The sequence below is a fragment of the Dactylosporangium sp. McL0621 genome (assembly GCF_049995355.1).
Lineage (GTDB): Bacteria > Actinomycetota > Actinomycetes > Mycobacteriales > Micromonosporaceae > Dactylosporangium.
This window is the reverse complement of the sequence record NZ_CP188259.1, coordinates 8,327,952-8,353,972: the sequence shown is the minus strand read 5'-3', so window position 1 is coordinate 8,353,972 and position 26,021 is coordinate 8,327,952. Positions and strand designations below refer to the sequence as shown.

The following is a 26,021-nucleotide window of genomic DNA, read 5'->3' as shown; positions in this document are numbered from 1 at the left end:
ACGGCCTTAAAGCGACCGTGGACGGTTGACAAGACATCGATGGAGGCGTTTATTGGCAGCCACTCTGCCAATTAGCAACAGGCAAGGACCGCCCATGAAGCGCCGCTCCAAGATTCTCATCGGGTTCACCGCCGCCGCGGTCGCCGGAACGCTCGGCGTCCTCGGGGTCACCGCGGCCACGGCGGCGACCGCCGGGCCGATCACCGGGCTCGGCGGCAAGTGCGTCGACGTGGCCGGCGCGAGCACGGCCAACGGGGCCGCGATCCAGCTGTACGACTGCAACGGCACCACCGCCCAGAGCTGGACCGCCGGCAACGCCGACAACAGCATCCGGGCGCTCGGCAAGTGCCTCGACGTGACGGCGGCCGGGACCGCCAACGGGGCCAAGATCCAGCTCTACGACTGCAACGGCAGCGCGGCCCAGCAGTGGACGGCCAGCGGCCCGGCGCTGGTCAACACGGGTTCGGGCAAGTGCCTCGACGCGACCGGCCAGAGCTCCGCGAACGGTACCCGCCTGCAGATCTGGACCTGCACGGGCGCGGCGAACCAGGCGTGGACGCTGCCCGGCGGTACCACCACCCCGACCACGCCGTCGGCGGGCCTCAACCCGAACGTGGCGCCGGGCGGGAACTTCGACCTGTCGATCTGGCAGCTGCAGCTGCCGACGGGCAGCCCCGGCTCGCCGACCCAGATCCCGCCCTCGCAGCTGAAGGGGGCGAACGGGTACGTCAACCCGGCGTACTTCTTCACCGACAAGACCGACGGCTCGATGACCTTCTGGGCGCCGGAGAAGGGCGTGACCACCCCGAACTCCAACTACGCGCGCTCCGAGCTGCGCGAGATGAACGCCGACGGCAGCGCGGCCGACTGGCGGCTCGCGGGCTCGCACAAGCTCTCCGCGACGCTGCGCATCCCCTCGGTGACCAAGAACGTGTGCGTCGGGCAGATCCACCTCGGCACGGGCGGCTCCTCGACGAAGCCGCTGCTGGAGCTGTACTACCGGCCCAACGGCGACATCGTCCTGGGCACCGAGAACTCCCCGGACGGCGGCCAGACCCTGCACACCGTGGGCAACGTGCCGCTCGGCGTGCAGTGGAGCTACGTGATCGCGGTCTCCGGCGGCAACACGATCAAGCTGACGGTCAACGGCAGCACGACGAGCTACGCGATCCCGTCGTCGTTCAACCAGTACGGCATGTACTTCAAGGCCGGCTCGTACAACCAGTCCTCGTCGGACAGCACCACGAACGGCGCGAAGGTCAAGTTCTACGCGCTGACCGTGAGTCACGGCTGAGATACGCTCCCTTGCCTCGCCCGCGCCCGGTAGGGCAGGCTTACCTTCGTTCTGTGGGTGGCGGGCGAGGCGGGGGATCGATGGCGCGCGAAGGTGAACAGGTCGCGGGGGAGACGCTCGCCGACCTGTTGGGCGGCTGGCGCTCGGCCGTGGAGACCGCGGTGCCGCTGCTCGCGTTCGCGGCCGGGTGGCTGGCCGGCGGGCACTCGATCCCCTGGGGCGCGGGCGTCGCGGTGCTGGCCGGGGCGGCCGTCGCCGGGTGGCGGCTCGCGGAGCGCCGGCGGCCGGTCGGCACCGTCCTGAGCCTCCTGGTGGTCTGCGCCGGCGCCCTGGTGGCGCTGCGGACCGGGCGGGCCGAGGACTTCTTCGGCGTCCGGGTGCTGACCAACGCCGTGTCCGCGCTCGCCTGGGCGGCGAGCATCCTGGTCCGCTGGCCGCTGCTCGGCGTGGTGGTCGGCACGGTGCTCGGGCAGAAGACCCGGTGGCGGGCCGACCCCGACCTGCTGCGGGCCTATCAGCGCGCCAGCTGGGTGTGGGTGCTGCAGTACCTCGTCCGCCTGGCCGTGTTCATCCCGCTCTACCTGGCCGGGGCCGTGCTGTGGCTGGCCGCGGCGCAGACGGTGCTGACCTGGCCGCTGGTCGCCGCGTGCCTGGCGGTGAGCTGGTGGGTGCTGCGCCGTTCGCTGCCTCCGGAGCACCCGGGCATCCGCCACCCCCGGACCGGCTGAGCTCTACCGGGGGGTCTCACCCAGCGCGACCAGGGCCTCGTCGACCGTGTCGGTAAGCGTCAGGACCCGGTCGAGCGCGGTCAGGTCGAAGATGCGCCGGATGCGCGCGTGCGGGCACACCACCGCGAAGCCGCCGCTCTCGCGCAGCCGCTTGTGGATCGACACCAGCACCCGCAGCGCCGTCGAGTCGATGAAGTCGACCTGCGACAGGTCGAGCACCAGCCGCGTCTCGCCGTCGTCGAGGGTCTGGTGCAGCAGCGCGTGCAGCTCCGGCGAGGTGGCGACGTCGAGCGCCCCGGCCGGCGTGACCACCACGCACCCACCAACGGTGCCGGTCGCGATCCCGTCGGTCATTTCCGCCCCCATGGCCTGTCACGCTGCGTCAATCGAGGTCCCTCTCCCGTCGGACACGCGGCATGTTACCGCCCCCGCCGCCACTCTCCGCGATCCCACGCCAGATTTGAAACCAACGCGTGTCGGTTGGCCGCGCCGGCAGCAAAGCGCGACGGAGGCGTGACCGTCGGGCGCCGCAACCGTTGAGACTTTCGACCCACCGACAGCCGCGCGACGGGATTGAGGACGCCATGGACGGGACCGCCACCGAACAGCTCAGCATGACCGCCGCCGAGCTGTCATTCCTGCTGGCCAGCGGCGACCGGCAGGGTCAGACCCCGCGCCTGCTGGGCCTCACCGACGCCGACCGCACCGACGCCGTACTCAGCGCCGGCGTCGGCTCGCTGCTGCTGCGCCACCTGGCCGCGCCGGTCGAGGGCAGCGGCAGCAGCCTGGAGCTGGCCCCGGCGATCGCCGCGGTCGCGGCCGGCCTGCACCGGCCGCGCGGCTTCGTCCAGGTCGGCCTGACCGCGGACGACCACGCGGACGGCGCGGTGCTGCTGGACGCCGAGCGCATCCGGGTGCTGGTCGCGGCCCGCGCGTACCGCTGCTACGACATCACCCCGATCGCCGCCGACACGGACGTGCGGGAGCCGCTCCTGGCCGTCGCCGACCGCTTCCTGCACCGGCACCGGCCGGCGCTGGCCACGTTCACGGCGTCCAGCGCCACGGATTTCGAGCGGGGCATTCAGCCGGCTCGGGCGACTCTCTCATCGTCTTCCGATGGGACGTGGCGTGTGGTCACTCGGGAGGGTGCGGAGACCAAGGCGGAGGACTTCGATACGGCGGCTTCGGCTATGCGTGAGGAGCTGGGGCGGATGTTGCCTATGGCGGTTACGCAGTCCTAGCCTCGGTCTTTCGCCACCAGTCGATCATGGTGGTTGAGAGCGTTTGTTGATCGTTGTGCGGGCCGGTCGGGCGGATGGGTATGGTGGCGGCCCGGCGCGTTGGCCGGGTTCCTCCGTGCGGTGTTGGGCGGGTTGTGGTGCCGGTGTCAGCCGATCGGGCGGGGTAGCGCGGTGAGACGGGTGAACGCGGTGGCCAGATCTGTTGCCCAGGGCCAGGTTTCGGCGATCCGGAGTCGGGTCTGCCGGGCGGTGCGGGTGAGCCGGGCGGCGGTGTGCAGGAGTCGGTAGCGCAGTTTCTTGGGTTCCGCGGTGGCGAGTTCGCCGTGCAGGAGGAGGTGCTGGGTCCAGGCGAGCAGGTCGATGCCGGTGAGGGCGAGTTCGAGCCAGACCTGGTTGATTGCGAAGACGCGGGATGGGAACCGGCCGAAGCCGGTGTCCTTGCCGGTGCGGATGCGGTCCTCGACGCGGGCGTGGGCGCGGTGGCGGGCTTCCAGGAACTGGATGCTGCCGTCGCCGGCGGGGGTGTCGGTGGCCATGGCCTGGTGGCGGAGGCCTTCGATGGTGTCGAACAGCGACAACTGGGCGCCGGGGTGCGGCCGTTCCCGGCGCACGATGAACCGGGTCCCGGCCGGGTAGCCATCGGCGGGGACCAGGCCGGTGAGCTCGCAGATCTCGGCGCCTTCACGCAGGTCGCCGTCGGTGTCGATCGCGGGGACCCAGGCGGTTGCCTGGCGGATCGCGGCCCGGATCGGTTCGGTGATCGCCACGCCGACGGAGAACCGGGTGTCGATCCCGTGCTGGCGCAGGGCGCGGATGTGGGTCAGGAAGCCCTGGGTGCAGCCGGCTGAGTCCGACCGGATCAGGATCGGGGTGCCGTGCCGGTGCGCGTCCGGGATCTGCTGCAGGGCCCGGTCCAGAACGACGATGTGATCGGCGGTGGTGTTCGACCCGGCCCGGCCTTCCCGCAACAGGCCCGACAGCGCCTCCCGGGTCCCGTCCAGAAAGCACAGCAAGGGATGGAACCCGAACGTCTTCTTCCACGTCCGGGTCGCGGATTCCTTCTCCGAGTGGCAGATCACGATCGTGGCGTCCACGTCGAGGATCAGACCAGGCACCGGCTGTCCCGCGGCCGTGGAGGCCGGTAGCCCCGTGCGGGTCTCGGATGCCTGCGCCCAGGCCAGTTCCCGCGCCCCGGCCCTGGCCTCGCGCAGCCGAGCCAACGCCGCCTCGTCCACATCGGACAGCACCCGCCACGCGGTCGGATCCGACGCCACAGCCCCGAACAGGGCCGGCTCGTTGCGCAGCACCGCAAGATCGGCGATCGTCGCGCCGCCGTCGGCGAGGAGCACTGCGAGGTCGACCGCGACCCGGCCCGGGTCATGCCCGGACTCCCGCACCCGCAACGAGGCAAGCGCATCACTGAATCCGGTGGTCAACCCGGTCGCATCGGCCAGATCGGCCAGCAACCGGGCACCGGCATGCCCGACGACACCCCGACCGTCGGCACTGACCACGATCTTGGGACGTAACCCGGTAACCTTCACCTTGAGAGTGCCCCCTGCAGCGGGATGGATAAGACCCTAGACAAGTCCTATCTTCCCAGATCAGAGGGCACTTTCGCGTTCCCAGCACCACCTCGCGGCCATCCCTTAATGAACGCGCCAGGCTAGGGGGCCCTTGCTTACTTGGACGGGGGGCTGACGAACGATGCTCGGCCGATGGTGCGCGGTGCCTTCGGCCCCGCAATGTGTAAGCGTGGTTCCTTTTCGTTGTTGCTTGCGGTTATGCCTCTTGGCCGTTGTTTGCTGCCGGGTTCGGGCGGGTCGTCATTCGGTGGTCCCCGTCCTGTCTTGCGCTATTTGGAACGGGGTCCTGTTTTCCGGCGTGATTTGGGATAATCAATGTGTGTTGGGGCAGCGGGGGTTGTTCAGTCGGGCCGAAATTACCGCTATGTATGACGGTACTCGGCGGCGTAATTATTCGCCTGGTGGTGAGAAGTTTCGGAAGGAACACCAGCGGCATCGCGACTGGGGGCTTGCGCAGCGGCACGACAAGAGGCTTTGCGACAAGTTCGGCAGTGTCGAGGCGGCGGACGCCTACTTTGCGTGGCGGGCCCGGGAGGCCCTCGCGCCGAAGTCGTCGGAACCGCCGGTTGAAGCCGGTGGTCCCGCGCCACGACACCACATCGTCGGCCGCGCTTCGGTTTCGGGATCGCGTGGTTCCGTCAATGCGCTGAATGCGCTTAAAGTGTCGGCTTGCGTCCACGAAACAATGAAGCGGTGGCTACGACCAGCCGTAGTTGGCGCGCAGCTGGGTCGCGATCCGGTCGAAGCGGTCGCGATCCAGGACGGCGCCCTCGCGGCGGATGCCGTCGGCGTCCACGGTCAGGACGCGGTCCAGGCGCACCCAGCTCGGGCGCTCGTCGCGGTCCCAGGAGCCGGGGCCCAGGGCGAACCAGTTGCGCTGGCCGTCGCGCTCCGACTGGCTCGACAGCATCAGGCCCAGCACCGACGCCCCCTGGCGGCCGATGACCAGCACCGGGCGGTCCTTGCCCTGGTTCGGGTCCTCCTCGTAGGCGACCCAGGTCCAGACGACCTCGCCCGGGTCGGCGTCGCCGTCCAGGTTGGGGGAGTACTCGAGCAGCTTCTGCGTCTCGTGGCGCTGCGGCGGCGGGCCGGGCACCGGGTGCGGGGTGCGCGTGCGCGGGCGGGGGGCCGGGGTGCTGGGCGCGGGGCGGCGTACACCCAGTCGTGTGGCCACGGCCTGAAGAAGACGTTTCACGCGGACGACCATAGCCGGACGCGCCTTTACGGTCCTGGACACGCCGGGGAGACTGTGGACCATGTACGACTTCGATGTCCTCGTGCTCGGCTCCGGGCCGGGTGGCCAGAAGGCCGCCATTGCCGCGGCCAAGCTCGACCGCCGCGTTGCCGTCGTGGAACGGCGGAACATGATCGGCGGGGTCTGCATCAACACGGGCACCATTCCGAGCAAGACGCTGCGCGAGGCGGTGCTGTACCTGACCGGCCTCAACCAGCGCGAGATGTACGGCCAGAGCTACCGCGTCAAGGAGGACATCACCGTCGGCGACCTGGGCGCGCGCACCACGCACGTCATCGGCCGCGAGATCGAGGTTATCCGCAGCCAGCTCGCCCGCAACCGGGTGCGGCTGCTGCAGGGCACGGGCCGCTTCACCGACGAGCACACGATCGCGCTCGAGGACGACCAGGGTCGTGAGTCGCACGTGACCGCGGACAAGATCATTATTGCGGCGGGGACGCGGCCCGCGCGGCCGGACAGTGTCGACTTCGACGACGTGACGATCATCGACTCCGACGGCATTCTCAACCTCGACAAGGTGCCGCACTCGATGGTGGTGGTCGGGGCCGGGGTCATCGGCATCGAGTACGCCTCCATGTTCGCGGCCCTGGGCACCAAGGTGACAGTGGTCGAGCGGCGGGAGCGGATGCTCGACTTCTGCGACCTGGAGATCGTCGAGGCGCTGAAGTACCATCTGCGCGATTTGTCGGTTTCGTTCCGTTTTCGGGAGTCCGTGGCCGCCGTCGAGCGGCACGGGCGCACCGCGGTCGCGGTGCTGGCCAGCGGCAAGCGCATCGCGGCCGACACGGTCATGTACTCGGCCGGGCGCCAGGGCGCCGCCGACCTGCTCGGGCTGGACAAGGCCGGGCTGGCCGCCGACGCGCGCGGGCGGATCAACGTCGACGAGCACTTCCGCACCGAGGTCCCGCACATCTACGCGGTCGGGGACATCATCGGCTTCCCGGCACTGGCCTCGACCTCGATGGAGCAGGGCCGCCTGGCCGCGCACCACGCCTGCGACGAGCCGGTCCGGGGCATGCACCAGCTCCAGCCGATCGGCATCTACACCATCCCGGAGATCAGCTTCGTCGGGCGCACCGAGGACGACCTCACCGACGCCAGCATCCCGTTCGAGGTGGGCATCTCGCGGTACCGCGAGCTGGCCCGCGGCCAGATCATCGGCGACTCGTACGGGATGCTGAAGCTCATCGTCTCGCCCGAGGACCGCAGCATCCTCGGCGTGCACGTCTTCGGCACCGGGGCCACCGAGCTCGTCCACATCGGACAGACGGTGATGGGCTGCGGCGGGACCGTGGACTACCTGGTGGACGCGGTCTTCAACTACCCGACGCTCGCGGAGTCCTACAAGGTTGCCGCGCTTGACGCAATGAACAAGATGCGGTCCGTGTCGCGCTTGTCGGCATAAGGAGGGTTATCGTCGGCGCGTGACGAGGCTTCGGGGGATACTGCTGCTGCTCGGCGCGCTGACCCTGGTCGCGCCCCTGGCGGCCGGTTGTGACGACGACGCGGACAAGGCCGTGAACGACCGGTTCACGGCCTTTCTCGCCGGCTGGCGCAAGGCCGACTTCACCGGCTTCCCCGACCTGCTGACCCCGCAGGGCCGCGCCCTGGACGCGGCGGCGGCCAAGGAGCTGCTCGCCGGCACCGAGGGCGACCTGTCGGCGCGCCGCCCGGCCCTGACCCCGCACGGCAAGGCCAAGATCCAGGCGGCCGACGCGACCCAGTCGGTGGGCGTCGCCTGGACGCTTCCGGACGGGCGCACGTGGACCTACGACACCGCCGTGCACGCGCGGATGCTCGGCAAGCGCTGGCAGGTGTACTTCGGCCCCGGCACCGTCCACCCCGGGCTGGAGGACGGCCAGCACCTGGCGCTGCGCTCGACCCCGGCCAAGCGCGGGAAGATCGCCGCCGCCGACGGCACGCCGATCGTCGCCGAGACGCCCGTCGTCTACGTCGGCGTCGAGCCGCGGGCCGTGCCGAACGTGCCCGACCTGGTGCAGCACCTGGACTCGGTGTTCCGCTCGGTGCAGGCCGACGTCGACGTGCAGGGGCTGCCCGCGAAGCTCCAGGCGGCCAAGCCCGACGCGTTCGTCGACCTGGTGACGCTGCGCAAGACCGACTTCGACGAGATCGCCGTCGACCTCAACGCGACGCCCGGGGTGCGGGTGCGCGCCGGCACCCTGTCGCTGCCGATGACCCGCACGTTCGCCCGGGCCCTGCTCGGCACCTCCGGCCCGGCGACGAAGGAGATCATCGACGCGAGCAACGGGGCGCTCAAGGCCGGCGACGTCTCCGGCCTGACCGGGCTGCAGCGACGGTACGACACCCAGCTGCGCGGCCTCCCGGGCGTCTCCGTCGTGCCGATCGACAAGGAGGCGGGCCCGGCGCTGTTCACGCTGCCGGCCCAGGACGGCGCGGTCATCGCCACGACGATCGACGTGAAGGTGCAGCAGGCCGCCGACGCCGCCCTCGCCGGCACCGCGAAGCCCTCGGCGCTGGTCGCGATCCGGGTCAGCGACGGGACCGTGCTCGCCGCCGCGAATGGTCCGGGCCCCCAGGGGTACAACCTCGCCTTCCTCGGCGAGGTGCACGGCCCGGCGTGGCCCGGGGACGCGGCCGCCCTCGGCGTCGGCGGCAAGTGGAATCCCGGTGCGGACGCGTTCACCGGCCGCACCGAGGCGAACGGCGTCGCCGCCTCGCCGCTGGGCTGGGCCGCGGCCGCCGCGGCGCTGTCCCGCGGCACGTGGCAGGAGCCGGTGCTCATCAAGGACGAAAAGGGCCGGCCGGGGGCCAAGGTCACCGGCACGCTCGCCGCGCCGAACCTGGGCCTGGGCGTTCGCGACGGGGTCGCATACTGCGTCTACGTCACCGACGGCACGGGCGCCGACGCCGCCCCAATTGCGGACGCGTTCCTGGCCGCGATCAAGTAGCGTGCCCCCATGCCGTTTGGTTGACGCCGCGCCCCTGAACCGCTGCCCGCCGATGTCCGCCGCCTGAGCCGCCGCGGGGTCGGCTGGGCGCTGCTGTCCGACGCCGTCCCGCTCTATCCGCTGTACGCCCTGCTCTTCACCGACACCGGCCTGTCCGGCGGCGAGATCTCGCTGCTGTTCGCGCTCTGGTCCACCGTCGGGATCGTCGCCGAGGTGCCCACCGGGGCCCTGGCCGACCGGTTCTCCCGCCGCGTCAACCTCGTCGCGGCGGGGCTGCTGCAGGCGGCCGGGTTCGCGCTGTGGACGGCGCTGCCCTCCTTCGCGGTCTTCGCCGCCGGGTTCGTGCTCTGGGGCCTCGGCGGGGCCCTGGCCAGCGGCGCCGTCGAGGCGCTGCTCTACGACGGGCTGCGCGCCGCCGGGCACGAGCACCGCTATGTGCGCGTCTCCGGCCAGGTCACCGCGGCCGGGCTTCTCGCCCAGGTCCCCGCGGCCGTCGCCGCCGCCCTGCTGTTCCCGCTCGGCGGGTACCCGCTCGTCGGCTGGGTCAGCGTCGCCGTCTGCCTCGCCGCCGCCGCTCTCGCCGCCCGGCTGCCCGAGGTCCGCACGGCCCCCGGCGGCGGCAACGAGGAGGACGACGACGGCTCCGGGTACTTCGCCACCCTGCGCGACGGCGTGCGCGAGGCGGCCGGGCGCCCGGCCGTGCGCACCGCGGCGCTCGTGCTCGCCGCGCTCGCGGGCCTGGACGCCGTTGAGGAGTACTTCCCGCTGCTGGTGCACGACTGGGGCGTGCCCACCGCGCTCAACCCGGCCGCCACGCTCGTGATCACCGTCGGCGGGGCCGCGGGCGCCGCCCTCGCCGCGAGGGCCGGACGGTTCGCGGGGTGGGGCCTCGCGGGGCTCATGCTCGCCGCCGGGCTGGCCCTCGCCGCGGCGGCCGCGCTCGACCGCCCGGCCGGGATCGTCCTCGTGGCCGTGTTCTACGGGTTGTACCGGCTGGTGCTCGTCGTCGCCGACGCGTGCCTGCAGGCCGTCATCGACGGGGCGGCCCGGGCCACGGTCACGTCGGTCGCGGCCCTCGCCACCGAGCTCTCGGCCCTGTTGCTGTTCGCCGCCTGGGCCCTCGGGGGCGCATGGTGCGTGGCCGTGCTGACGGTCGGCCTGGCGGTCACCCTGCTGCTTCCTTCTCATGCGAATGACGGTGAACGATTGCGTGAATGAATTCGTTCGATTGGTTGCCGAACGTAGAACGGTTCATCGCGCGGTGTAGATATGACGGTCATCGGGCAGTACCATCAACCTCGCCAAATGCGCAAACACCGTCAAAAGCGCCGTGCGGGCCGCTCGGAACGATCCTGCCAGGTACTCCTCAATCGGCAGCGAACTGGGTAGCGTCTGCCTCGCCGCGGACGCGCGGGGCGGGGCTGGTGATCGCGAACGAAGGCAGCTGAGGGTGAACGGGTCGGCACGCGGGGTGCTGGCGGGGTACGCCGGTGCGATGGCGGTCCTGGTGATCGTCAACTTCGCGCTGCCCAACCTGCATCCGGTGCTGTGGTCCGCGATCGGCTACGCGAGCGTCGCCGCCGTCCTGCTCGGGGTACACCTGCACAGGCCGCGCAAGCGCGCGCCCTGGCTGCTGCTGGCCGGCGCGGTCGCGTGCTTCATCACCGGCGACCTCATCGCCGACCTGCTGACCAGGCTGCACGCGAAGGCGTTCCCGTCGCTCGCGGACGCCTTCTACCTCACGGTGTACGTCCTCATCGCCGCGGCCATGGTCTGGCTCTACCGCCTCGGCGTGGTCCGGCGCGACCCCGGCGGCCTGTTCGACGCGATCACGCTCACCGCGGGGCTCGGCCTGCTGTCGTACATCTTCCTGATCCGGCCCTACGTGGACAATCCGAGCCTGTCCACCCTGGACCGCAGCATCTCCATCGCGTACCCGCTCGCCGACATCGTGGTGCTGCTCGTCGGGGCCCGGCTCATCGCCTCGGTGCGCTTCAACGCCGCCGTCGCGCTGCTGGCGCTCGGCGGGATCGGGCTGCTCAGCTCCGACGTCGGCTACGGCCTGCGCCAGCTGGCCGGGGACTGGGCGGTCGGCGGGCCGGTCGACATCGGCTGGGCCGCGTTCTACGTGCTGTGGGGCGTCGCGGCGCTGCATCCCTCGATGCGGCAGCTGACCGAGCCCCAGGTGCAGCGCGGCGGCGACGAGCGGCTCGGCCGCCTGCTGCTGCTCGGGCTGTCGCTGTTCATCGCTCCGATCGTGTTGTTCGTCGAGATGCGGGGAGGCCGGGTGCGCGACGCCGCCGCCATCGCCGCCGTGTCCGCGCTGCTGTCCGGGCTGGTCCTGCTCCGGCTCGGCCGGGCCGTGCGCGCGCAGCGGCTCACCGTGCAGCGTGAACGGCGCCTGCGCAGTGCCGGCGCGGCGCTGCTCATGGCCAACGACGCCGACGGTGTCGCCGACACCGTGCGCGCGGCCGTGGCCGAGCTGCTGCCGCCCGGGCGCGCCCACGCCGTGACCCTCGGCCCGGCGCTCGGGCCGAAGGTCTCGATGCCGTACACGTCCACATTGGACCCCGCGGTCGCGGCCGAGCTCGGCGACTTCGAGGTGACCCTGTGCTGCCCGCTGGCCCTCGCCGACGGGCGGGCCGCGCAGCGGGCGCTCTACGTGGCGTCCGACGAGGTGATGCTCGTCGGGCTGCAGGAGGCCGCGCAGATCCTCGCCACCCAGGCCGCGATGGCCCTCGAGCGCATCGCGCTGGGCGAGGAGGTGGGGCGGCGCAACAGCGAGGCCTACTTCCGGACCCTCGTGCTCAACACCGCCGACGTCATCCTCATCGTCGGCGACGACGACCTGGTGCAGTACGCCAGCCCGTCGGCCCAGGCGCTGTTCGGCTCCGACCTCGTCGGCACCGCGCTGCCCGGGGCGTTCGCCGGGGAGAGCGCGGACGAGGTCGCCGCGCGCCTCGCCGAGGTCCGGGCGGCCGAGCCCGCGCGGCGCCCGGCCGCGCTGCCCGCCGACCTGCCCCGGCGCCCGGTCGACGCGGGCGCCGAGCGCGACCGGCCCGGGCAGGACCTGCGGGTGACCGGCCCCGACGGGCGGCCGGCGCTGGTCGAGGCGACCTTCCGCGACCTGCGCGCCGAGCCGACCGTGCGCGGCGTCGTGGTGACCCTGCGGGACGTGACCGAGCGCAGCCGGCTGCAGGCGGAGCTGTACCAGCGCGCCACCTTCGACGCCCTGACCGGCCTGCCCAACCGCGAGGTCTTCCTCACCCGGGTCCAGGAGGCGGTCGCCTCCGGCGCCGAGACCGGCGCGACGGTCGGCGTGCTCATCATCGAGCTCGACGACTTCAAGGTCGTCAACGACACCTTCGGCCACGCCGCCGGCGACGCCCTGCTCGTCGCGGTCGGGCAGCGGCTCACCGAGGCGCTGCGGGCCGTCGACGGCTCCTACGGCGCGGCCGGCACCGTCGCCCGGCTCGGCGGCGACGAGTTCGCCGCCCTGGTCCGCCGGGCCGGCACCTCCGCCGAGGTGGAGCGGGTCGCCGAGCGGGTGCTGCGCAGCTTCAAGGCGCCGTTCGAGCTGGCCCACGGCACGGTGAGCGCCACCGCCAGCATCGGGGTGTCGACCACCGCCGAGGCGGCCAGCGCGCAGGAGCTGCTGCGCCACGCCGACCTCGCGGTGTACGTGGCCAAGGACGCCGGTCGCGACCGCTGGCGGCGCTTCGAGTCCTCGCTGCACAGCGCCGTCGTCGAGCGCCACAAGCTGCGCGCCGACCTCGACCGGGCCATCGCCGACGAGGCCTTCCTGCTGCACTTCCAGCCCATCGTGACCCTCGCCGACGACCGCACCCGCGGCTTCGAGGCGCTCGTGCGCTGGGACCACCCGACCCGCGGCATGGTGCCGCCGGACGAGTTCATCTCGGTGGCCGAGGAGAGCGGGCTCATCGTCCCGCTCGGCGCCTGGGTGCTCAGCCAGTCGATCACCGCGGCGGCGCAGTGGCGGATCGCCTACCCGGGCGACGAGATCTACGTCTCGGTGAACGTCTCGGCCCGGCAGTTCCGCTCGCCGGATTTCGCGCAGTGGGTGCTCGCCGAGATCGACCGCATGGGCCTGCCGCCCGGCGGGCTGCTGCTGGAGATGACCGAGAGCCTGCTGCTGCACGACGACGGCGAGGTCGCGACCGAGCTGGCCGCGCTGCGCCAGGCCGGGGTGCGCATCGCCATCGACGACTTCGGCACCGGCTTCTCGTCGCTGTCGTACCTTCGCCGGCTCCCCGTCGACGTGCTCAAGCTCGACAAGAGCTTCATCGACACCGTGGTCTCCTCGACCGAGCAGCACGCGGTGGTCGACATGATCGTGCAGCTGGCCCGGATCCTGAAGCTGCAGGTCGTCGCCGAGGGGATCGAGACCGGGGCGGAGCGCGAGCTGCTGGTCACGATGGGTTGCGACCATGGTCAAGGTTACTTGTTCTCCCGGCCGTTGAGCTACCGTGACGCCAGTCAATGGTTGTCGGATAATGCGTCGGGGCCTCAACGGGGAGGTCGCACCGCGGCCTGAACCACCCCGGAGGATTTGTGCACGCCTCAGAGCTGGCCAGCGAAGTTGACCTTGACCCGCGGTACAGCGGCATCGCCCGGCTCCGCGCCGAGACCCGTTCCTACGACGCCGTCATCGAGGAGGTCGACGGGCGCCGCATCCGCGTCGGCGAGCACTGGCTGACCGACTGGGCCTCGTGCAACTACCTCGGCTTCGACCTCGAGCCGCAGATCATCGGGGCCGTCGAGGAGCAGCTGCGCCGGTGGGGCACGCACCCGTCGTGGTCGCGGATGCTGGGCAACCCGGCGCTGTACCCGCAGATCGAGGAGCGCCTGGCGTCGTTATTAGGTGCCGAGGACGCCCTGGTACTGCCCACCATCACCCAGATCCACCTGTCCGTGATCCCGGTGCTGGCCCAGCGCGGCACGGTGCTCATCGACGCCCGGGCCCACAAGACCGTCTGGGACGGCTGCGTCTTCGCCCGGGCCCAGGGCGCCACGCTGTCGCGCTTCCGCTCCCTGGACGAGCTGGCGTCGCTGCTGCCGGCCGCGGCCGCGGCGGGCGGGCCGGTGCTGGTGTGCATGGACGGCGTGAACAGCATGACGGGCAACATCCCGGACGTCCGGGCGTACCTCGACCTGTGCCGCGCGCACGGCGCCGTGCTCTACATCGACGACGCGCACGGCTTCGGCGTCATCGGCACCCGCTCGCCCGACGAGACCAGCCCCTACGGCACCACCGGCAACAGCATCATCCGGTACTTCGGGGAGTCCTACGACGACGTGGTGCTGGTCGGCGGGTTCTCGAAGGCGTACTCGTCGCTGATGGCGTTCCTCGCGGTGCCGACGGTGCTCAAGAACCGGCTCAAGGCCTCGGCGGCGCCGTACCTCTACTCCGGCCCGTCCCCGACCGCCTCGCTGGCCACGGTGCTCGCGGGCTTCGACGTGAACGCGGAGCGGGGCGACAAGCTGCGCGCGGAGCTGCACCGCATGACGATGCGCGTGCTCAGCCACGTGCGCGGCCTCGGCGTGTACACGCCCAACACCGACGACACCCCGATCATCGAGCTGCCGATCGCGCTGGACCGCGACCTGGTCGAGGTGTCGGAGCGGCTGTGGCAGCGGGGCCTGTTCGTGACGTTGGCCCCCTACCCCGGCGTGCCGCGCGACCAGGTGGGCTTCCGGGTGCAGGTCACCGCGGGCAACACCGACGCCGAGATCGACGCCCTGAACGACGTGATCTCGGAGCTGGCGGCGGCCGGGGTCCTGCAGGAGGCGCGCGAGTCCAGCGCAAGCTGAGCCGGGGATCACCCTTAATGGTGGCCCCGGACGGGTATCACGTTGAGATATGAACCGACGACGGTACTGACGGCACCCGGACTACCAGTACCAGCGCGGCGGCAACACCTGCCTGCGCGACGCCTGCCTGCTGGAGACCGGCTGCTGCATCGGAGAGGCGATCGACGGCAGCTGCCTCATGCTGGGGCTGCTGTCACTGCCGAGCATGTTGTTCACGATGGCGCGCTCGCCCCGCCGGGCCGCCTCGGCCGAGGGGCCGATGGTCGGGGCGATCCGGCGGTACCAGACGGAGATCTCGGCCAAGCGCGCCGAGCCGTGCTGCCGGTTCACGCCGAGCTGCTCGCACTACGCGGCCGAGGCCATCACCCGCCACGGCGCCGTGCGCGGGGTCTGGCTGGCCACGCGGCGGCTCGCCCGCCGCCGCCCGGGCGGGCCGCGCGGTCTGGACCCGGTGCCGGGTGCCTAGACGCTCCTGGTCACCATGACCGGTGACGACGCGTGGTGTACGACCATCTGGGTCACCGGGTTCGGGCGGGGCTGCTCGTACCAGCCCACCCGGTGCGCCCCCACCACCAGCATGAGCGCGTTGCGGGCGGCGTCGGTGAGCGTCTCCAGCACGTCCGTGTCCCGGGCGTCGAACCGCGTCTCGACCTCCGGGTGGCGGCGCAGCCACGGCTCCAGCCCGGCCGCCACGGCGTCGTGCGGCCGGGCGCGCCCGGCGTGCACCGCCAGCAGTGGCACATGGCGGGACGCCGCCTCGCCGTAGCCGAAGGCCAGGGCCCGCTGGCTCGACGGGGAGCCGTCCACGCCGACGACGATCGGGGCGTGGGCCGGCAGCGCGGCCATCGGGTCGGCCCAGCGCCAGCCGTTGTTGATCACCAGGACCGGGCAGTGGGCGAACCCCGACAGGTGGGCGCCGACCGAGGCGTCCAGCACGCCGCCGTCGTGGACCCGGCCGCCGATGACCACCAGGGCCGCGGTGCGGGACTGTTCGCGCAGGACCCACGCCGGGGAGCCGCCCTGGGTCATCGTCTCCACCGCGATGCCCGGCTGCCAGCTCTTCGCCTCCGCGGCGGCGTCCAGCACCAGGCCCTGGCCGTCGGCCGGGCCCTCCCAGTTCATGGCGTGCACGATCCGCAGCGTTCGTTGCTGGCGGGCGGCCTCGTCGGCCCCCCACCGCACGGCGCCCAGCGACGCGGCCGACCCGTCCACGCCGACGACGATTGGGTTGTGTTCCAGCAGCATGACGCGCCCCCTTCCGGAATCTCCCAATTCCACCGTCCCTCGGGCCGGCCCCGGTAACAAGGGGCGGCCAGGGCCCGGGTCGACACCCGTCACTGCGGCCGGGAGCTGATCGTGTACGGTCCCGTGTCGACGTACGCGAGGGGAGCTCGGGACCAATGCACATCAACGACTTCTGGGTGGCCATCCCCATCGGCCTGGTGATCGGCGTGCTCGGGCGGCTCGTGCTCCCCGGCAAGCAGTCGATCGGCGTGTTCATCACGTTCCTGATCGGCGTCGGGGCGGCGCTGCTCGGCACGCTCGTGGCCGAGCTGGTCAACCTCGACGACAACGCCGTCGTGAAGGTCTGGAAGATCCAGTGGAGCTGGTGGGAGCTGGGCATCCAGGTGCTGTTCGCCGCGGTCGGGATCGGGCTGGCGAACATGCTGACCTACACGAAGCTCGCCTCGGGGGCGCCGCGGCCGCGCAAGCGGGCCACGCGCAAGCGGCGGACGAAGAAGACCGAGGACGACTAGCCCCTAGGGCCGGCTCAGGTCGGCCAGCAGGGTCTCCCGTACCGACGCGCGCCCGGCCTCCTGGGCGCCCAGCAGGGCCGCGTCGTCCTGGACCTGGGTCGTGGCGATCGTGGTGTCCAGCGGGGCCGCCTCGGCCAGGGCCGCGGCGACCGCGGTGCCGAGCAGCTCGCCGCCGGCCTGGCCGACCTCGCCGCCGATGACGACCAGCGGCGGGTCGAGCACGGCCACGACCGCCGACAGGCCGATCGCGATACGGCCGGCCAGCGTGGTGACGAACTCGGTGGCGGCCGGGTCCTGGCCGGCCGCGCGGGCCGTCACGGCGGCCATGGTGCCGGCCGCCGTCGGGGCGGCGAAGCCGTGGGCCGCCCCCAGCTCGAGGACCGCGGCCCCGCCGACGAGCCGCTGGAAGTTGGTCCGGCCGGAGATCGGCATGTACCCGATCTCGCCCGCCCCGCCCCGCGCGCCCCGCAGCAGGGTGCCGCCGAGGTCGATGGCCAGGCCGAGGCCCGCCTCGCCGAGCCACAGCAGCGCGAAGCTCTCCGCGTCGCGCCCGGCGCCGTGGGCCCGCTCGGCGACCGCGGCCAGGTTCACGTCGTTGTCGACGCCGACGGGCACGCCCAGGCGCTTGCGCAGGTCCTCGACGAGCCCGGGGCGGCCCCAGCCCGGCACCTCGACGTGGTGCAGCACGTCGCCGCGCTGGTCGTAGGAGCCGGCGACGGCGATCTGCACGTGCGCCACCGGGTCGCGGGAGACGCCGGCCTCCTTGCAGACCTCGTCGACGGTGTCGGCGACCGCGGCCACGGTGTCGGTGCTGGCGAAGTCGACGGTGGACTCGAGGCGGCCGCGGACCGTGCCGGCGAGGTCGGTCACGGCGGCGGTCACGGTCGGGGTGCCGCGGTCCTTCTGGTCGCGTACCGACAGCGCGACCGCGTAGGCCGCGTCCGGGTTCACCGCGTAGACCTCGGCGTTCGGCCCCGGCCCGGCGCTGACGTAGCCCACGACGCTCACCAGCCGCGCCTCCGTGAGACGCCGCAGCGCCTCGGAGATCGTCGGCTTGGACAGTCCCGTGAGGTCGCGCAGCTCCCCACGGGTCAGCGGCCCGCGTTCCAGCACATGACTCAGGGCGGCCGCGTCGTTCATGGCCCTGAGCAGCTTCGATGATCCGCCGAGGTGCGTCATGGTGGCTCGAACCGTATGGGCGGCCTACGCCGGTGTCAATCCGCGACCTGACATAAACCTTACTGAACCGACAAAACGCGACGAAGGCCACCGTCTATGCTGCTCGCCATGGAGCTCGGGGCGGTCCAGCAGACCATGCTCATCACCCTCCACGCGCGCGCCACCGCCGGCGACGGGGAGGCCCGCCGCCTGGTCGAGGCCATCGACTTCGACTTCGGCATCTTCGAGCGCCACGCCGGCCTCACGGCCCTGTTCCACGTGCTGCGCTCGGACTCCTACGACGCGTGGACCCGCGACTTCCTGGCCGAATGTCCACACGGGACGGTGGTCGAGCTGGGCGCCGGCCTCAGCACGCGCGCCGACCGCCTCGACAACGGCACCGCGAACTGGCTCTTCGTCGACCTGCCGGACGCCGCCGCCCTGCGCCGCTCCCTGCTGCCCGACGGCGAGCGCCGCCGGACCGTGACCGGCTCGCTGCTGGACCCGGACTGGGTACCGTCGGTCGCGGAGGCGCCGGGTCCGTACCTCTTCCTGGCCGAGGGCGTGCTCGTGTACCTTTCGCCGCCCGACGTGCGCGCGGCGCTGGCCCGGGTCGCGTCCGGGTTCCCGGGGTGCCGGGTCGCGCTGGACACGTACGGGGCGTGGATCGTCGCCCGGCCGCGGGGACCGCTGCAGCGCATGGCGGCCGACCTCGTGTGGGCGTGCGAGGACCCGCGGGAGCCGGAGCGGTGGGACCTCGGCCTGACCCTGCGCGAGTCGCACACCCTGACCCGCCCGGCCTGGCCGGTGCGCAGCGCGCTGCCCCTTCGGACGCGGGCGGCGCTCACGGCCGTCAACGCGTTCGTCCCGCGCCGGATGGTCAACACCCGCGTGAACCTGTACTCGGTGGCGGCGCCGGAGCTTTAGGGCGGTCACCACGCGAGCCCGTCGCGCGCGTGGACGCGCGTGACAGAATCGGGCACCTATGGAGCCCAGCCGCGTCCTCGCCGCGCTCGCCGACCTCGCGCCGGCCGGGCGGGACCGTGTGCTCGACGTGGCCAGGGGCGCGCCCGCGCCGCTGTGGCTCGACGATCCCGATCGGGTGCCGGGCAACAAGGCCGCCCAGCGGCTCGCCGCGCTCGACTCGCTGCACCGCGAGGAGCGGCTCCTGCGCCGGGGCTGGGCCTGGCTGCTCGGCACCGCCGACGTCGACGGGTCGGCGCGGACCGTGCGGCTGCCGCTGCTGTACGAGCCGGTGCGGCTGGAGGGGTCGGGGGGCCGGCTGCGCGGGTACCGGGTCGAGCCCGCCGGCGATCTCGAGGTCACGCCGCTCATCGGGGACCGCGGGCTCGCCGCGGCGCTCGAGTCGGCGCCCGGGATCGGGACGGCCCCGTGGCTCGCCGGCAGCGGTACCGCCGCGTGGGTCCAGGCCGCGGCCGAGGGGGCCGGGTTCAAGCCCGCCCGTGTCGGCGCGGTCGCCAAGCTGCCCGAGGACGAGCTGGTCGGGCAGGCGGTCGCGGCGCTGTACGTGGCCCGGGACGTCGCCACCCCCGGCCTGCGCGACACCCTCCGCGCCTGGTCGACGCGCCCGGGGCTGGAGCTGACCGCCCTGGCCCAGGTGTACGGGGACGGGCCGGCCGGCGACGACCCGGCCGAGGAGGACGTGTACTCGCCGCTGCCGCTCAACGACGCCCAGCGCGAGGTCGTCCGGCGCGTGCGCCGCGAGCGGATCGTCGTCGTGTCCGGGCCGCCCGGCAACGGCAAGAGCCACGCCGTCGTCGCGGCCGCGCTCGACACCGTGTACCGCGGCGGCTCCGTGCTCGTCGCCACCCAGGCCGGCCACGCCGCCGAGGTGCTCGGCGGGCTGCTCGGCCGGTTTCCGGGGGCCGAGCCGGTGCTGTTCGGCGACGCCGAGCGCCGGGACCGGTTCGCCCTCGCGCTCACGTCCGGGCGGCCCGCGGGGGTGGCCGGCAAGGTGCTCGACGGCCGCCGGGGCGAGGTGCGCGCGGCCGCGGCCGCGGTCGAGCGCCTGGAGGCGGCGATCGGCGCGGCGCTGGACCTGGAGCGCAAGGCCGCCACGATGGCCGTGTGGGAGCCGCTGCTGGCCGGCCTGCGCGCCGAGGCGCCACGGGTGTTCGAGGCCGGGTTCGACGTACCCAAGGCGCAGAAGCTCCTCGGGGCACGGTTTCTGCGGGAATGGCGGATTCGGCGCCTGGCGGGTGTCACCGCGCAACGGCTCGCCGCCCTGCTCGAGGCGGTCGAGGCCGACCGGGCCGCGGCCACGCTCGCCGTCGCCGGCGGGACCGACCTCGGGCCGGTGTGGCCGGGGCTGCTGGAGGCCGACGAGCGGCTGCGCGCGGCGGTCGGGGCGGCCATGCGCGACGCCGCGGCCGCCGCCGACCGGTGGGGCCGGGCCGCCCGCGCCAGCGCCGCCGAACTCGGGGCCGCGCTGCGGGCCGGGCGCAACCGCCGCCGGGAGGCCCTCGCCGGGCTGGACGGGCCGGCGCTCGTGCGGGCCCTGCCGCTGTGGGTCGGCACCGTGGCCGACGTCGAGGACCTGCTGCCGCCCGTGCCCGGCCTGTTCGACCTGGTGATCCTCGACGAGGCCGCGCACATCGACCAGATCCGGGCCGCGCCCGTGCTGGCCCGGGCCCGGCGCGCCCTCGTCGCCGGCGACCCGAGCCAGCTGCGCTTCGTGTCGTTCGTCGCCGACGTCGACGTGGCCGCGACCCTCCAGCGGCACGGGCTGCCCGACCGCATCGACGTGCGGCGCTCCAGCGCCTACGACGTGGCCGTGGGGGCCGCTCCGGTGACCTGGCTCGGCGAGCACTACCGGTGCGCCCCGCACCTCATCGCGTTCGCCGCTCGCCGCTTCTACGACGGCCGGCTCACGCTCATGACCCGCACCCCGGCGGCCGAGCGCGAGGACGCCATCGACGTGGTGCGGGTCGAGGGGGCGGCGGTGCGCGACGGCGTCAACCGGGCCGAGGTCGACGCGGTCCTGGCGACCGTGCGCGACCTGGCCGCCGCGGGCCGGGCCGGGATCGGGATCGTCACGCCGTTCCGCGCCCAGGCCGACGCGATCGAGGCGGCGCTGCTCAAGGAGCTCACCGCGGCCGAGATCGACCGGCTCGGGCTGCGCTCCGGCACCGTGCACGCCTTCCAGGGCGGCGAGGCCGACACCGTCGTCGTCTCGCTGGGGCTCGTCGACGGCGACACCCCGGCCCGGCAGCGCTTCGCGGCCGAGCCGAACCTGTTCAACGTGATGACCACCCGGGCCCGGCGCCGCCTCGTCGTGGTCACGTCCCTCACCGGCGGGAGCGGCCTGGTCGCCGACTTCCTCGCGCACGCCGAGGCGCCCGCGGTCCTCGAAGATCAAGATCCGGCGGCGGTACCGTGGGCCGCCCGCCTCGCCGCCGAGCTGCGCGCGGCCGGGAGGGAGGTGCACACCGCGTACCGGGTCGGCGGCTGGACCGTCGACCTCGTGGTGGACGGCGCCGGCTTCGTCTGCGCCCCGCACCCGGACGGCAACCGGGCCCACCTCGAGCGGCAGCGGGCCCTGCTGCGCGCCGGCTGGACCCTGCGCGAGGCGTTCCCGAGCCGCTGGAACGGCGACCCGGTCCGTGCCGCGCTCGACCTGGCGGCGACTTTCAGGGTCGGTTGACAGGGTTTTCCCTGACGCCTCGCGAACGTTTCCCCAGCACACTCGACCTATGACCGTTCGCCGCATCTTCACCGTCGTCGGCGCCGCGCTCGCCGGCACCGTCAACGCCTCCGACGGGGCGGCGCCGCCCGCCGACCCGCGCGAGGTCCGGGCGCTGCTCGCCGAGCTGGGGCTGCTGCGCCCGGGGGCGTTCGAGGCCGAGCTGCCGCAGGCGCTGCGCCGCTTCCAGGCCCGCGCCGGGCTCACCGCCGACGGCGTCGCCGGCCCGCGCACGACCCAGGCCCTGGCCCGTTCCGCGCGCGAGGCCCGCCACCTGCGCTCCCTCGGGATGGCCGCGTAAGAAGGTCCGAACGCCGGATGCGCTCCGGCTGACCGGGCTCTACCTTTCCGGGCGTGAGCGCGTTCGCGTTATCGGTCGACTACGGCACGTCCAACACGGTCGCGGTCCTGCGCTGGCCCGACGGCAAGACCCGGCCGCTGCTGTTCGACGGGTCGCCGCTGCTGCCCTCCGCCGTGTACGCCGCGCCGGAGGGGCACCTGTCCACCGGGCGCGACGCGGTAAACAGCGCGCGGCTGGACCCGACGCGCTACGAGCCGAATCCGAAGCGCCACGTCGACGAGCTCGACCTGCTGCTCGGCGACGCCCCGGTTCCGCTCACGCAGGTCGTCGCGGCCACCCTGACGCGCGTCGCGCACGAGGCCCGCCACGTCGCCGGCGTCGCGGTCGACGACGTCGTGATGACCTACCCCGCCGAGTGGGGCGCGGCCCGCCGGCAGGTGCTGCTCGACGCGGCCCGCGCCGCCGGGCTGCCCGAGCCGCGCCTGGTGCCCGAGCCGGTCGCGGCCGGCACCTACTTCAGCGTCGTCCTCGCCCAGGGCGTCCCCGAGGGCGGCTGCGTGGTCGTGTACGACCTGGGGGCGGGCACCTTCGACGCCTCGGTCGTCCGGCGCACGGCGGCCGGGTTCGAGACGCTGGCGTACCGCGGCCTCGACGACGTGGGCGGCGTCGACGTCGACGACCTCGTGGTCCAGCTCATCGGCGCGGTCGTGGAGCCCACGGCGCCGGCCGAGTGGGCGCGCCTGCTCGCCCCGCAGACCCGGCCGGACCGGCGGGCCGCCCGCCAGCTGCGCGACGACGCCCGGATGCTCAAGGAGCGGCTGTCCCGCGAGTCCTCGGCCGCGATCCTCGTGCCGATCGTCGACCGGGACCTGCACGTGACCCGCGGCGAGCTGGAGGGCCGGGCGCTGGCCCTGGTCGCCCAGACGGTGGTCGTGACCACCGCGACGATCAAGGCGGCCCGCACGTCCCGGGACCGCATCGCCGGGCTGTTCCTGGTCGGGGGCTCGACCCGGATGCCCCTGGTCGCGACCGAGCTGCACCGGGCGACGCAGATCGCCCCGACGGTGCTGGACCAGCCCGAGCTCGTGGTGGCGGAGGGCGCCCTGCTCGTCGACACCCCGGCCCCGGCGCCCGCTCCGATCCCACCCGCTCCGATCCCACCCGCTCCGATGCCGCCGGCCCCGATGCCGCCCGCTCTGACACCGCCGGCCCCGGCGTCGTCCGCTCCGGCGGCGCCGATGCCGGCCGCTCCGATGCCCCCGATGCCCACGAGCCCGGTGCCGATCAGCGCCGCTCCGGTGAGCCCCGTTCCGGCCGCGGTACCGCAGCCCGCCTACCCCGTCTCGGCCATGCCGGCCGCCCCGGTGAGCCCGGTCGCGGCGCCGCTGCCGGCCCCCGCCCCCGTGTCGCAGCCCATGCCGCTGTGGCCGAGCCGGCCGGGCGGCCCGCCGGCCGAGTTCGCCACCTCGGTCGGCTCCATCGTGGGCCGGGCGGCGCTGCGGCTGCTGCTCGTCCCCGCCCTCTACGCCGCCGGCACGCTGGCCGGCGGGCTGACCTTCGCGGCGACCGGTAGCGAGGTCGCCCCCTGGTTCCTCGCCGGGCCGATCTGGGCGTACGGCGCCCTGTGGCTGGTCCTGCCGATCGTGCGGATGGCGACCGCGGGCCACCAGGCGACCCGGCTGCTGCTCGACGGGGCCGGCGTGACCGTCACGCTCCAGGGCCGGCAGCACTTCCTGCCCTGGGCGGAGGTCCGCGTCGAGGTGCGCCGCCGCGGCCTCGACCGCCGGCCGGTGCTCGTCGCCGTCCCGCACGCGCGCGGGCCGCGCGCCGAGGACCCGTTCTGGCGGCAGCGGCGGTCCGACGGTACGTTGCTCGTCGCGGACCTGCGCGCCCTGCGCGCGAAGCCGCCGGTCGTGCTGGCCGCGGCCGCCCAGTACCTACACGGGTAGCGCCGCCAGCAGGTGCTCCAGCCCCTCCTGGGTTCCGATCGACGCCCGGTCCTCGGGGTGGTTGAGGTAGTGGTTGACCACGTCGTGCAGGAACTCGCGCTCCACGGCGCTGGACTGCAGCTGCAGCTGGATGCGCTGCAGGTTCTTCTTGCGCCCGAGGCCGGTCGTGGTCACCAGCTCCGGCCACAGGATGCCCAGCCGCCCCACGCCGAACACGGTCGGCAGCGGGCCGGACATGATGGCCGCCCACGGTACGTCGTGGGTCGTCGTCGCGTCCACGACGGTCAGCCCGTCGGCGCGCAGGATCAGGCGCCCCGTGCCGCGCAGGAGCATCAAGAACATGTACACCATCAGGTAGACGAAGCCGAGCGCCACCGCGAACAGCATCCAGGTGAACACGCCCCAGTCATCGTCGTCGTACACGATGCTGAACAGCACCCCCACCACCGGCGGCATGCCGGCGGCGTTGGCGGCGAGCCGCAGGTGCGAGGGCGGCGCCTCGAACGCGCCGGGCCGGACCAGGAGCGTGCGCAGCTTGGGCGCCCGCAGGTTCGTCAGGAGCGCGCCGACGGCGGTGACGACGAGCAGGAGCAGTGCGAAGGGCCCGGGCCACGGTGCGTCGTGCAGCGCCACCGTGAACGGCAGCAGCACGATGCCCACACCACCGACGAGCAGGTAGTACAGCCAGGCGTTGCGCCGGCCTAAGTTGTCTTCCCCGTTCGTACTCTGTGACACCGTGCCACCTCCCATGCACGGGAATGTATCGGGTCGCCGGGGGCCCCGCCGCCACGAATTCGACACAGCCTAAGGGCAACACGGACTCGGCCCGGGGCCGGATCCCCGTCCCGCACCGTACCGCCGCGCCGGGTTGCCGGATTCGTCACAGCCCGGGGCGGGCCGGCCGGTCTAGGGTGGCGCGCATGGACCCGCTGCCCAGCACCGACGACCTGCTGCGGGCGATGACCGTGCTCGGCGTCGCCGGGGATCCGCTGTACATCATGCAGGACCTCGGCGCCGACCGCCGCCGCGCGCACCTGCTGGCCCACATCGCGGCCGCGCTCGTCGACCGGCAGGAGGCCCTGGAGACCCTCGCCGGCCTCGACGTCGAGGACCGGGCCGACCTGCACTGGGCGGCCGACCGGGCCGCGGCCGGCGCCGGCGGGGTCGACCGGCTCCAGCGGGCCCGCCTGGCCTGGGCCCAGCACACCGTGGCCCGGCAGCGCGGCCGCCGCCCCGACCCGGTCGCCGACGCCGTGGCCACGACCCTCGGGGTGCTGGTCGAGCTGCTGTCGGCGCCGCCCCCGCCGGGCCCCGTGGCGGCCGACGCCGTCCAGGCCCTGTGCGGCGCCGCCGACCACCTCGGCTCGGTCCTGCGCGCCCGGCCGGAGCCGGTGTAGCCCCGGGACATCGACGTCGTGGCCTGACCGCGGCCGTCACACCCGGCGGGGGAGTGTGGGGCGGCGCCGCCCGGGTTCGCTGGAGGGGCGGACGGACCCGCCGTCCCCGGCACGAGGAGAAGCCATGACCGACTCCCTGCAGGGCCGCGTCGCGCTGATCACCGGCGCCTCCAGCGGCATCGGGGCGGCCACCGCCACGCTGCTGGCCGAGCGCGGGGCCCGGGTCGCGCTGCTCGCCCGCCGCAAGGACCGCCTCGACGAGCTAACGGGCCGGATCGTCGACGCCGGCGGGACGGCCCTCGGCGTGGCCGTCGACGTCACCGACGCCGACGCTCTCAAGGCCGCGGCCGAGCAGGCCGCCGCCGAGCACGGCCCGGCCGACCTGGTCGTCAACAACGCCGGGGTGATGCTCCCGGCCCCGATCGAGGAGCTGCGCACCGACCAGTGGCAGCACCAGATCGACCTGAACGTGAGCGCGGCCATGCACACCGTCGGTGCCGTGGTACCGCAGCTGGTGGCCGCCGCGGCCGCCGGGCGCCCGGCCGACCTGGTGAACACCTCGTCGATCGCGGCGCAGAACATCTTCCCGAACTTCGCCGTCTACGCGGCGACGAAGGCGTTCATCACCCACCTGTCCCGCCACCTGCGCGTGGAGCTCGGCGCGAAGGACGTGCGCGTCTCGGCGATCGAGCCGGGCATCGTCGGTACCGAGCTGCAGGGGCACGTCACCGACGAGGGCGCCCAGGGCTGGCTCGCCGAGTCGAAGCAGACCGTCGAGTGGCTCGAGCCCGAGGACATCGCCGAGGTCATCGCCTTCACCGCCGCCCTGCCGCGCCGGGTCAACCTCCAGCAGGTCACCGTCATGCCGACCCGTCAGGCGAGCTGACCGC

The 26,021-nt window shown here is 73.4% G+C and carries 22 protein-coding genes; 16 read left to right on the top strand and 6 right to left on the bottom strand.

Going from position 1 to position 26,021, the window contains the following annotated elements:
- Positions 1-94 precede the first annotated feature (94 nt).
- Both ACPPVO_RS39525 and ACPPVO_RS39520 read left to right on the top strand, forming a co-directional pair.
- Positions 95-1,294, top strand: coding sequence for a polysaccharide lyase family 7 protein (locus ACPPVO_RS39525; protein ID WP_426503683.1), 1,200 nt, complete (start codon positions 95-97; stop codon positions 1,292-1,294).
- An 80-nt stretch (positions 1,295-1,374) separates the two neighbouring features.
- Positions 1,375-2,022, top strand: coding sequence for a DUF3159 domain-containing protein (locus tag ACPPVO_RS39520; RefSeq protein WP_426503682.1), 648 nt, complete (start codon positions 1,375-1,377; stop codon positions 2,020-2,022).
- A 3-nt stretch (positions 2,023-2,025) separates the two neighbouring features.
- On the opposite strand, the gene ACPPVO_RS39515 is transcribed toward ACPPVO_RS39520, so the two are convergent.
- A complete protein-coding gene (locus ACPPVO_RS39515; RefSeq protein WP_426503681.1) occupies positions 2,026-2,376 on the bottom strand; it encodes an STAS domain-containing protein in 351 nt (116 codons plus the stop codon).
- Between the two features lie 230 nt (positions 2,377-2,606).
- On the opposite strand from ACPPVO_RS39515, the gene ACPPVO_RS39510 reads away from it, so the two are divergent.
- Positions 2,607-3,263, top strand: a complete 657-nt coding sequence (locus ACPPVO_RS39510) for a hypothetical protein (protein ID WP_426503680.1) — start codon at positions 2,607-2,609, stop codon at positions 3,261-3,263.
- Positions 3,264-3,409: 146 nt separating this feature from the next.
- Here ACPPVO_RS39510 and ACPPVO_RS39505 read toward each other — a convergent pair whose 3' ends face one another.
- Together ACPPVO_RS39505 and ACPPVO_RS39500 are read right to left on the bottom strand one after the other, a co-directional pair.
- Positions 3,410-4,807 (bottom strand): IS1380 family transposase, encoded by a 1,398-nt coding sequence (locus ACPPVO_RS39505; protein WP_426503679.1) that lies wholly within the window; start codon positions 4,805-4,807, stop codon positions 3,410-3,412.
- A 739-nt stretch (positions 4,808-5,546) separates the two neighbouring features.
- The gene (locus tag ACPPVO_RS39500; protein ID WP_426503677.1) at positions 5,547-6,044 is read right to left on the bottom strand and encodes a type II toxin-antitoxin system PemK/MazF family toxin; all 498 of its coding nucleotides are present in this window, start codon (positions 6,042-6,044) and stop codon (positions 5,547-5,549) included.
- A 61-nt stretch (positions 6,045-6,105) separates the two neighbouring features.
- Here ACPPVO_RS39500 and sthA point away from each other — a divergent pair, with 61 nt between their 5' ends.
- The 6 genes from sthA (at position 6,106) to yidD (ending at position 15,332) form a co-directional block, all read left to right on the top strand.
- Positions 6,106-7,509 (top strand): Si-specific NAD(P)(+) transhydrogenase, encoded by a 1,404-nt coding sequence (sthA, locus tag ACPPVO_RS39495; protein WP_426503676.1) that lies wholly within the window; start codon positions 6,106-6,108, stop codon positions 7,507-7,509.
- A 19-nt stretch (positions 7,510-7,528) separates the two neighbouring features.
- A complete protein-coding gene (locus ACPPVO_RS39490; RefSeq protein ID WP_426503675.1) occupies positions 7,529-9,034 on the top strand; it encodes an NTF2-like N-terminal transpeptidase domain-containing protein in 1,506 nt (501 codons plus the stop codon).
- A 42-nt stretch (positions 9,035-9,076) separates the two neighbouring features.
- The gene (locus ACPPVO_RS39485; protein ID WP_426514783.1) at positions 9,077-10,252 is read left to right on the top strand and encodes an MFS transporter; all 1,176 of its coding nucleotides are present in this window, start codon (positions 9,077-9,079) and stop codon (positions 10,250-10,252) included.
- 232 nt (positions 10,253-10,484) lie between these two features.
- A complete protein-coding gene (locus ACPPVO_RS39480; RefSeq protein ID WP_426503674.1) occupies positions 10,485-13,589 on the top strand; it encodes an EAL domain-containing protein in 3,105 nt (1,034 codons plus the stop codon).
- A 17-nt stretch (positions 13,590-13,606) separates the two neighbouring features.
- Positions 13,607-14,866, top strand: a complete 1,260-nt coding sequence (locus ACPPVO_RS39475; RefSeq protein WP_426503673.1) for an aminotransferase class I/II-fold pyridoxal phosphate-dependent enzyme — start codon at positions 13,607-13,609, stop codon at positions 14,864-14,866.
- A 178-nt stretch (positions 14,867-15,044) separates the two neighbouring features.
- A complete protein-coding gene (yidD, locus tag ACPPVO_RS39470; protein WP_426503671.1) occupies positions 15,045-15,332 on the top strand; it encodes a membrane protein insertion efficiency factor YidD in 288 nt (95 codons plus the stop codon).
- Here yidD and ACPPVO_RS39465 read toward each other — a convergent pair.
- A complete protein-coding gene (locus tag ACPPVO_RS39465; RefSeq protein ID WP_426503670.1) occupies positions 15,329-16,111 on the bottom strand; it encodes a universal stress protein in 783 nt (260 codons plus the stop codon). The two genes, yidD and ACPPVO_RS39465, sit on opposite strands and share 4 nt — an antisense overlap.
- Before the next feature lie 155 nt (positions 16,112-16,266).
- Here ACPPVO_RS39465 and ACPPVO_RS39460 point away from each other — a divergent pair, with 155 nt between their 5' ends.
- Positions 16,267-16,623: a GlsB/YeaQ/YmgE family stress response membrane protein gene (locus tag ACPPVO_RS39460; RefSeq protein ID WP_360373318.1), complete on the top strand. Its 357-nt coding sequence runs from the start codon at positions 16,267-16,269 to the stop codon at positions 16,621-16,623.
- A gap of 3 nt (positions 16,624-16,626) precedes the next feature.
- On the opposite strand, the gene ACPPVO_RS39455 is transcribed toward ACPPVO_RS39460, so the two are convergent.
- Complete coding sequence (locus ACPPVO_RS39455; RefSeq protein ID WP_360373315.1) at positions 16,627-17,802, bottom strand: ROK family transcriptional regulator; 1,176 nt, start codon at positions 17,800-17,802, stop codon at positions 16,627-16,629.
- A 108-nt stretch (positions 17,803-17,910) separates the two neighbouring features.
- Between ACPPVO_RS39455 and ACPPVO_RS39450 the strand changes: the two genes are divergently transcribed.
- The 4 genes from ACPPVO_RS39450 to ACPPVO_RS39435 are packed head-to-tail and all read left to right on the top strand — an operon-like array spanning position 17,911 to position 23,734.
- Entirely contained in the window at positions 17,911-18,708 is a 798-nt protein-coding gene (locus ACPPVO_RS39450) for a class I SAM-dependent methyltransferase (protein WP_426503669.1), read from the top strand.
- Positions 18,709-18,766: 58 nt separating this feature from the next.
- Complete coding sequence (locus ACPPVO_RS39445) at positions 18,767-21,445, top strand: AAA domain-containing protein (RefSeq protein WP_426503668.1); 2,679 nt, start codon at positions 18,767-18,769, stop codon at positions 21,443-21,445.
- A 49-nt stretch (positions 21,446-21,494) separates the two neighbouring features.
- Positions 21,495-21,785 carry a peptidoglycan-binding domain-containing protein gene (locus ACPPVO_RS39440; RefSeq protein ID WP_360373307.1) on the top strand — a complete coding sequence of 97 codons (291 nt, stop codon included), beginning with the start codon at positions 21,495-21,497 and terminating at the stop codon, positions 21,783-21,785.
- Positions 21,786-21,838: 53 nt separating this feature from the next.
- On the top strand, positions 21,839-23,734 hold the full coding sequence (locus ACPPVO_RS39435; RefSeq protein WP_426503667.1) for an Hsp70 family protein: 1,896 nt from the start codon (positions 21,839-21,841) through the stop codon (positions 23,732-23,734).
- On the opposite strand, the gene ACPPVO_RS39430 is transcribed toward ACPPVO_RS39435, so the two are convergent.
- The gene (locus ACPPVO_RS39430) at positions 23,723-24,394 is read right to left on the bottom strand and encodes a hypothetical protein (RefSeq protein WP_426503666.1); all 672 of its coding nucleotides are present in this window, start codon (positions 24,392-24,394) and stop codon (positions 23,723-23,725) included. The two genes, ACPPVO_RS39435 and ACPPVO_RS39430, sit on opposite strands and share 12 nt — an antisense overlap.
- A gap of 260 nt (positions 24,395-24,654) precedes the next feature.
- Here ACPPVO_RS39430 and ACPPVO_RS39425 point away from each other — a divergent pair, with 260 nt between their 5' ends.
- Entirely contained in the window at positions 24,655-25,131 is a 477-nt protein-coding gene (locus ACPPVO_RS39425) for a hypothetical protein (RefSeq protein ID WP_426503665.1), read from the top strand.
- Positions 25,132-25,255: 124 nt separating this feature from the next.
- On the top strand, positions 25,256-26,017 hold the full coding sequence (locus ACPPVO_RS39420) for an SDR family oxidoreductase (protein ID WP_426503664.1): 762 nt from the start codon (positions 25,256-25,258) through the stop codon (positions 26,015-26,017).
- The last annotated feature ends 4 nt before the right edge of the window (positions 26,018-26,021 follow it).

What these genes read in the sequence shown, in the direction of transcription:
- ACPPVO_RS39525 (WP_426503683.1), top strand. Translation starts at nt 95, where the DNA reads ATGAAGCGCCGCTCCAAGATTCTCATCGGGTTCACCGCCGCCGCGGTC.
- ACPPVO_RS39520 (WP_426503682.1), top strand. Translation starts at nt 1,375, where the DNA reads ATGGCGCGCGAAGGTGAACAGGTCGCGGGGGAGACGCTCGCCGACCTG.
- ACPPVO_RS39515 (WP_426503681.1), bottom strand. Translation starts at nt 2,376, where the DNA reads ATGACCGACGGGATCGCGACCGGCACCGTTGGTGGGTGCGTGGTGGTC.
- ACPPVO_RS39510 (WP_426503680.1), top strand. Translation starts at nt 2,607, where the DNA reads ATGGACGGGACCGCCACCGAACAGCTCAGCATGACCGCCGCCGAGCTG.
- sthA (WP_426503676.1), top strand. Translation starts at nt 6,106, where the DNA reads ATGTACGACTTCGATGTCCTCGTGCTCGGCTCCGGGCCGGGTGGCCAG.
- yidD (WP_426503671.1), top strand. Translation starts at nt 15,045, where the DNA reads ATGCTGGGGCTGCTGTCACTGCCGAGCATGTTGTTCACGATGGCGCGC.
- ACPPVO_RS39465 (WP_426503670.1), bottom strand. Translation starts at nt 16,111, where the DNA reads ATGCTGCTGGAACACAACCCAATCGTCGTCGGCGTGGACGGGTCGGCC.
- ACPPVO_RS39460 (WP_360373318.1), top strand. Translation starts at nt 16,267, where the DNA reads ATGCACATCAACGACTTCTGGGTGGCCATCCCCATCGGCCTGGTGATC.
- ACPPVO_RS39455 (WP_360373315.1), bottom strand. Translation starts at nt 17,802, where the DNA reads ATGACGCACCTCGGCGGATCATCGAAGCTGCTCAGGGCCATGAACGAC.
- ACPPVO_RS39450 (WP_426503669.1), top strand. Translation starts at nt 17,911, where the DNA reads ATGGAGCTCGGGGCGGTCCAGCAGACCATGCTCATCACCCTCCACGCG.
- ACPPVO_RS39445 (WP_426503668.1), top strand. Translation starts at nt 18,767, where the DNA reads ATGGAGCCCAGCCGCGTCCTCGCCGCGCTCGCCGACCTCGCGCCGGCC.
- ACPPVO_RS39440 (WP_360373307.1), top strand. Translation starts at nt 21,495, where the DNA reads ATGACCGTTCGCCGCATCTTCACCGTCGTCGGCGCCGCGCTCGCCGGC.
- ACPPVO_RS39425 (WP_426503665.1), top strand. Translation starts at nt 24,655, where the DNA reads ATGGACCCGCTGCCCAGCACCGACGACCTGCTGCGGGCGATGACCGTG.
- ACPPVO_RS39420 (WP_426503664.1), top strand. Translation starts at nt 25,256, where the DNA reads ATGACCGACTCCCTGCAGGGCCGCGTCGCGCTGATCACCGGCGCCTCC.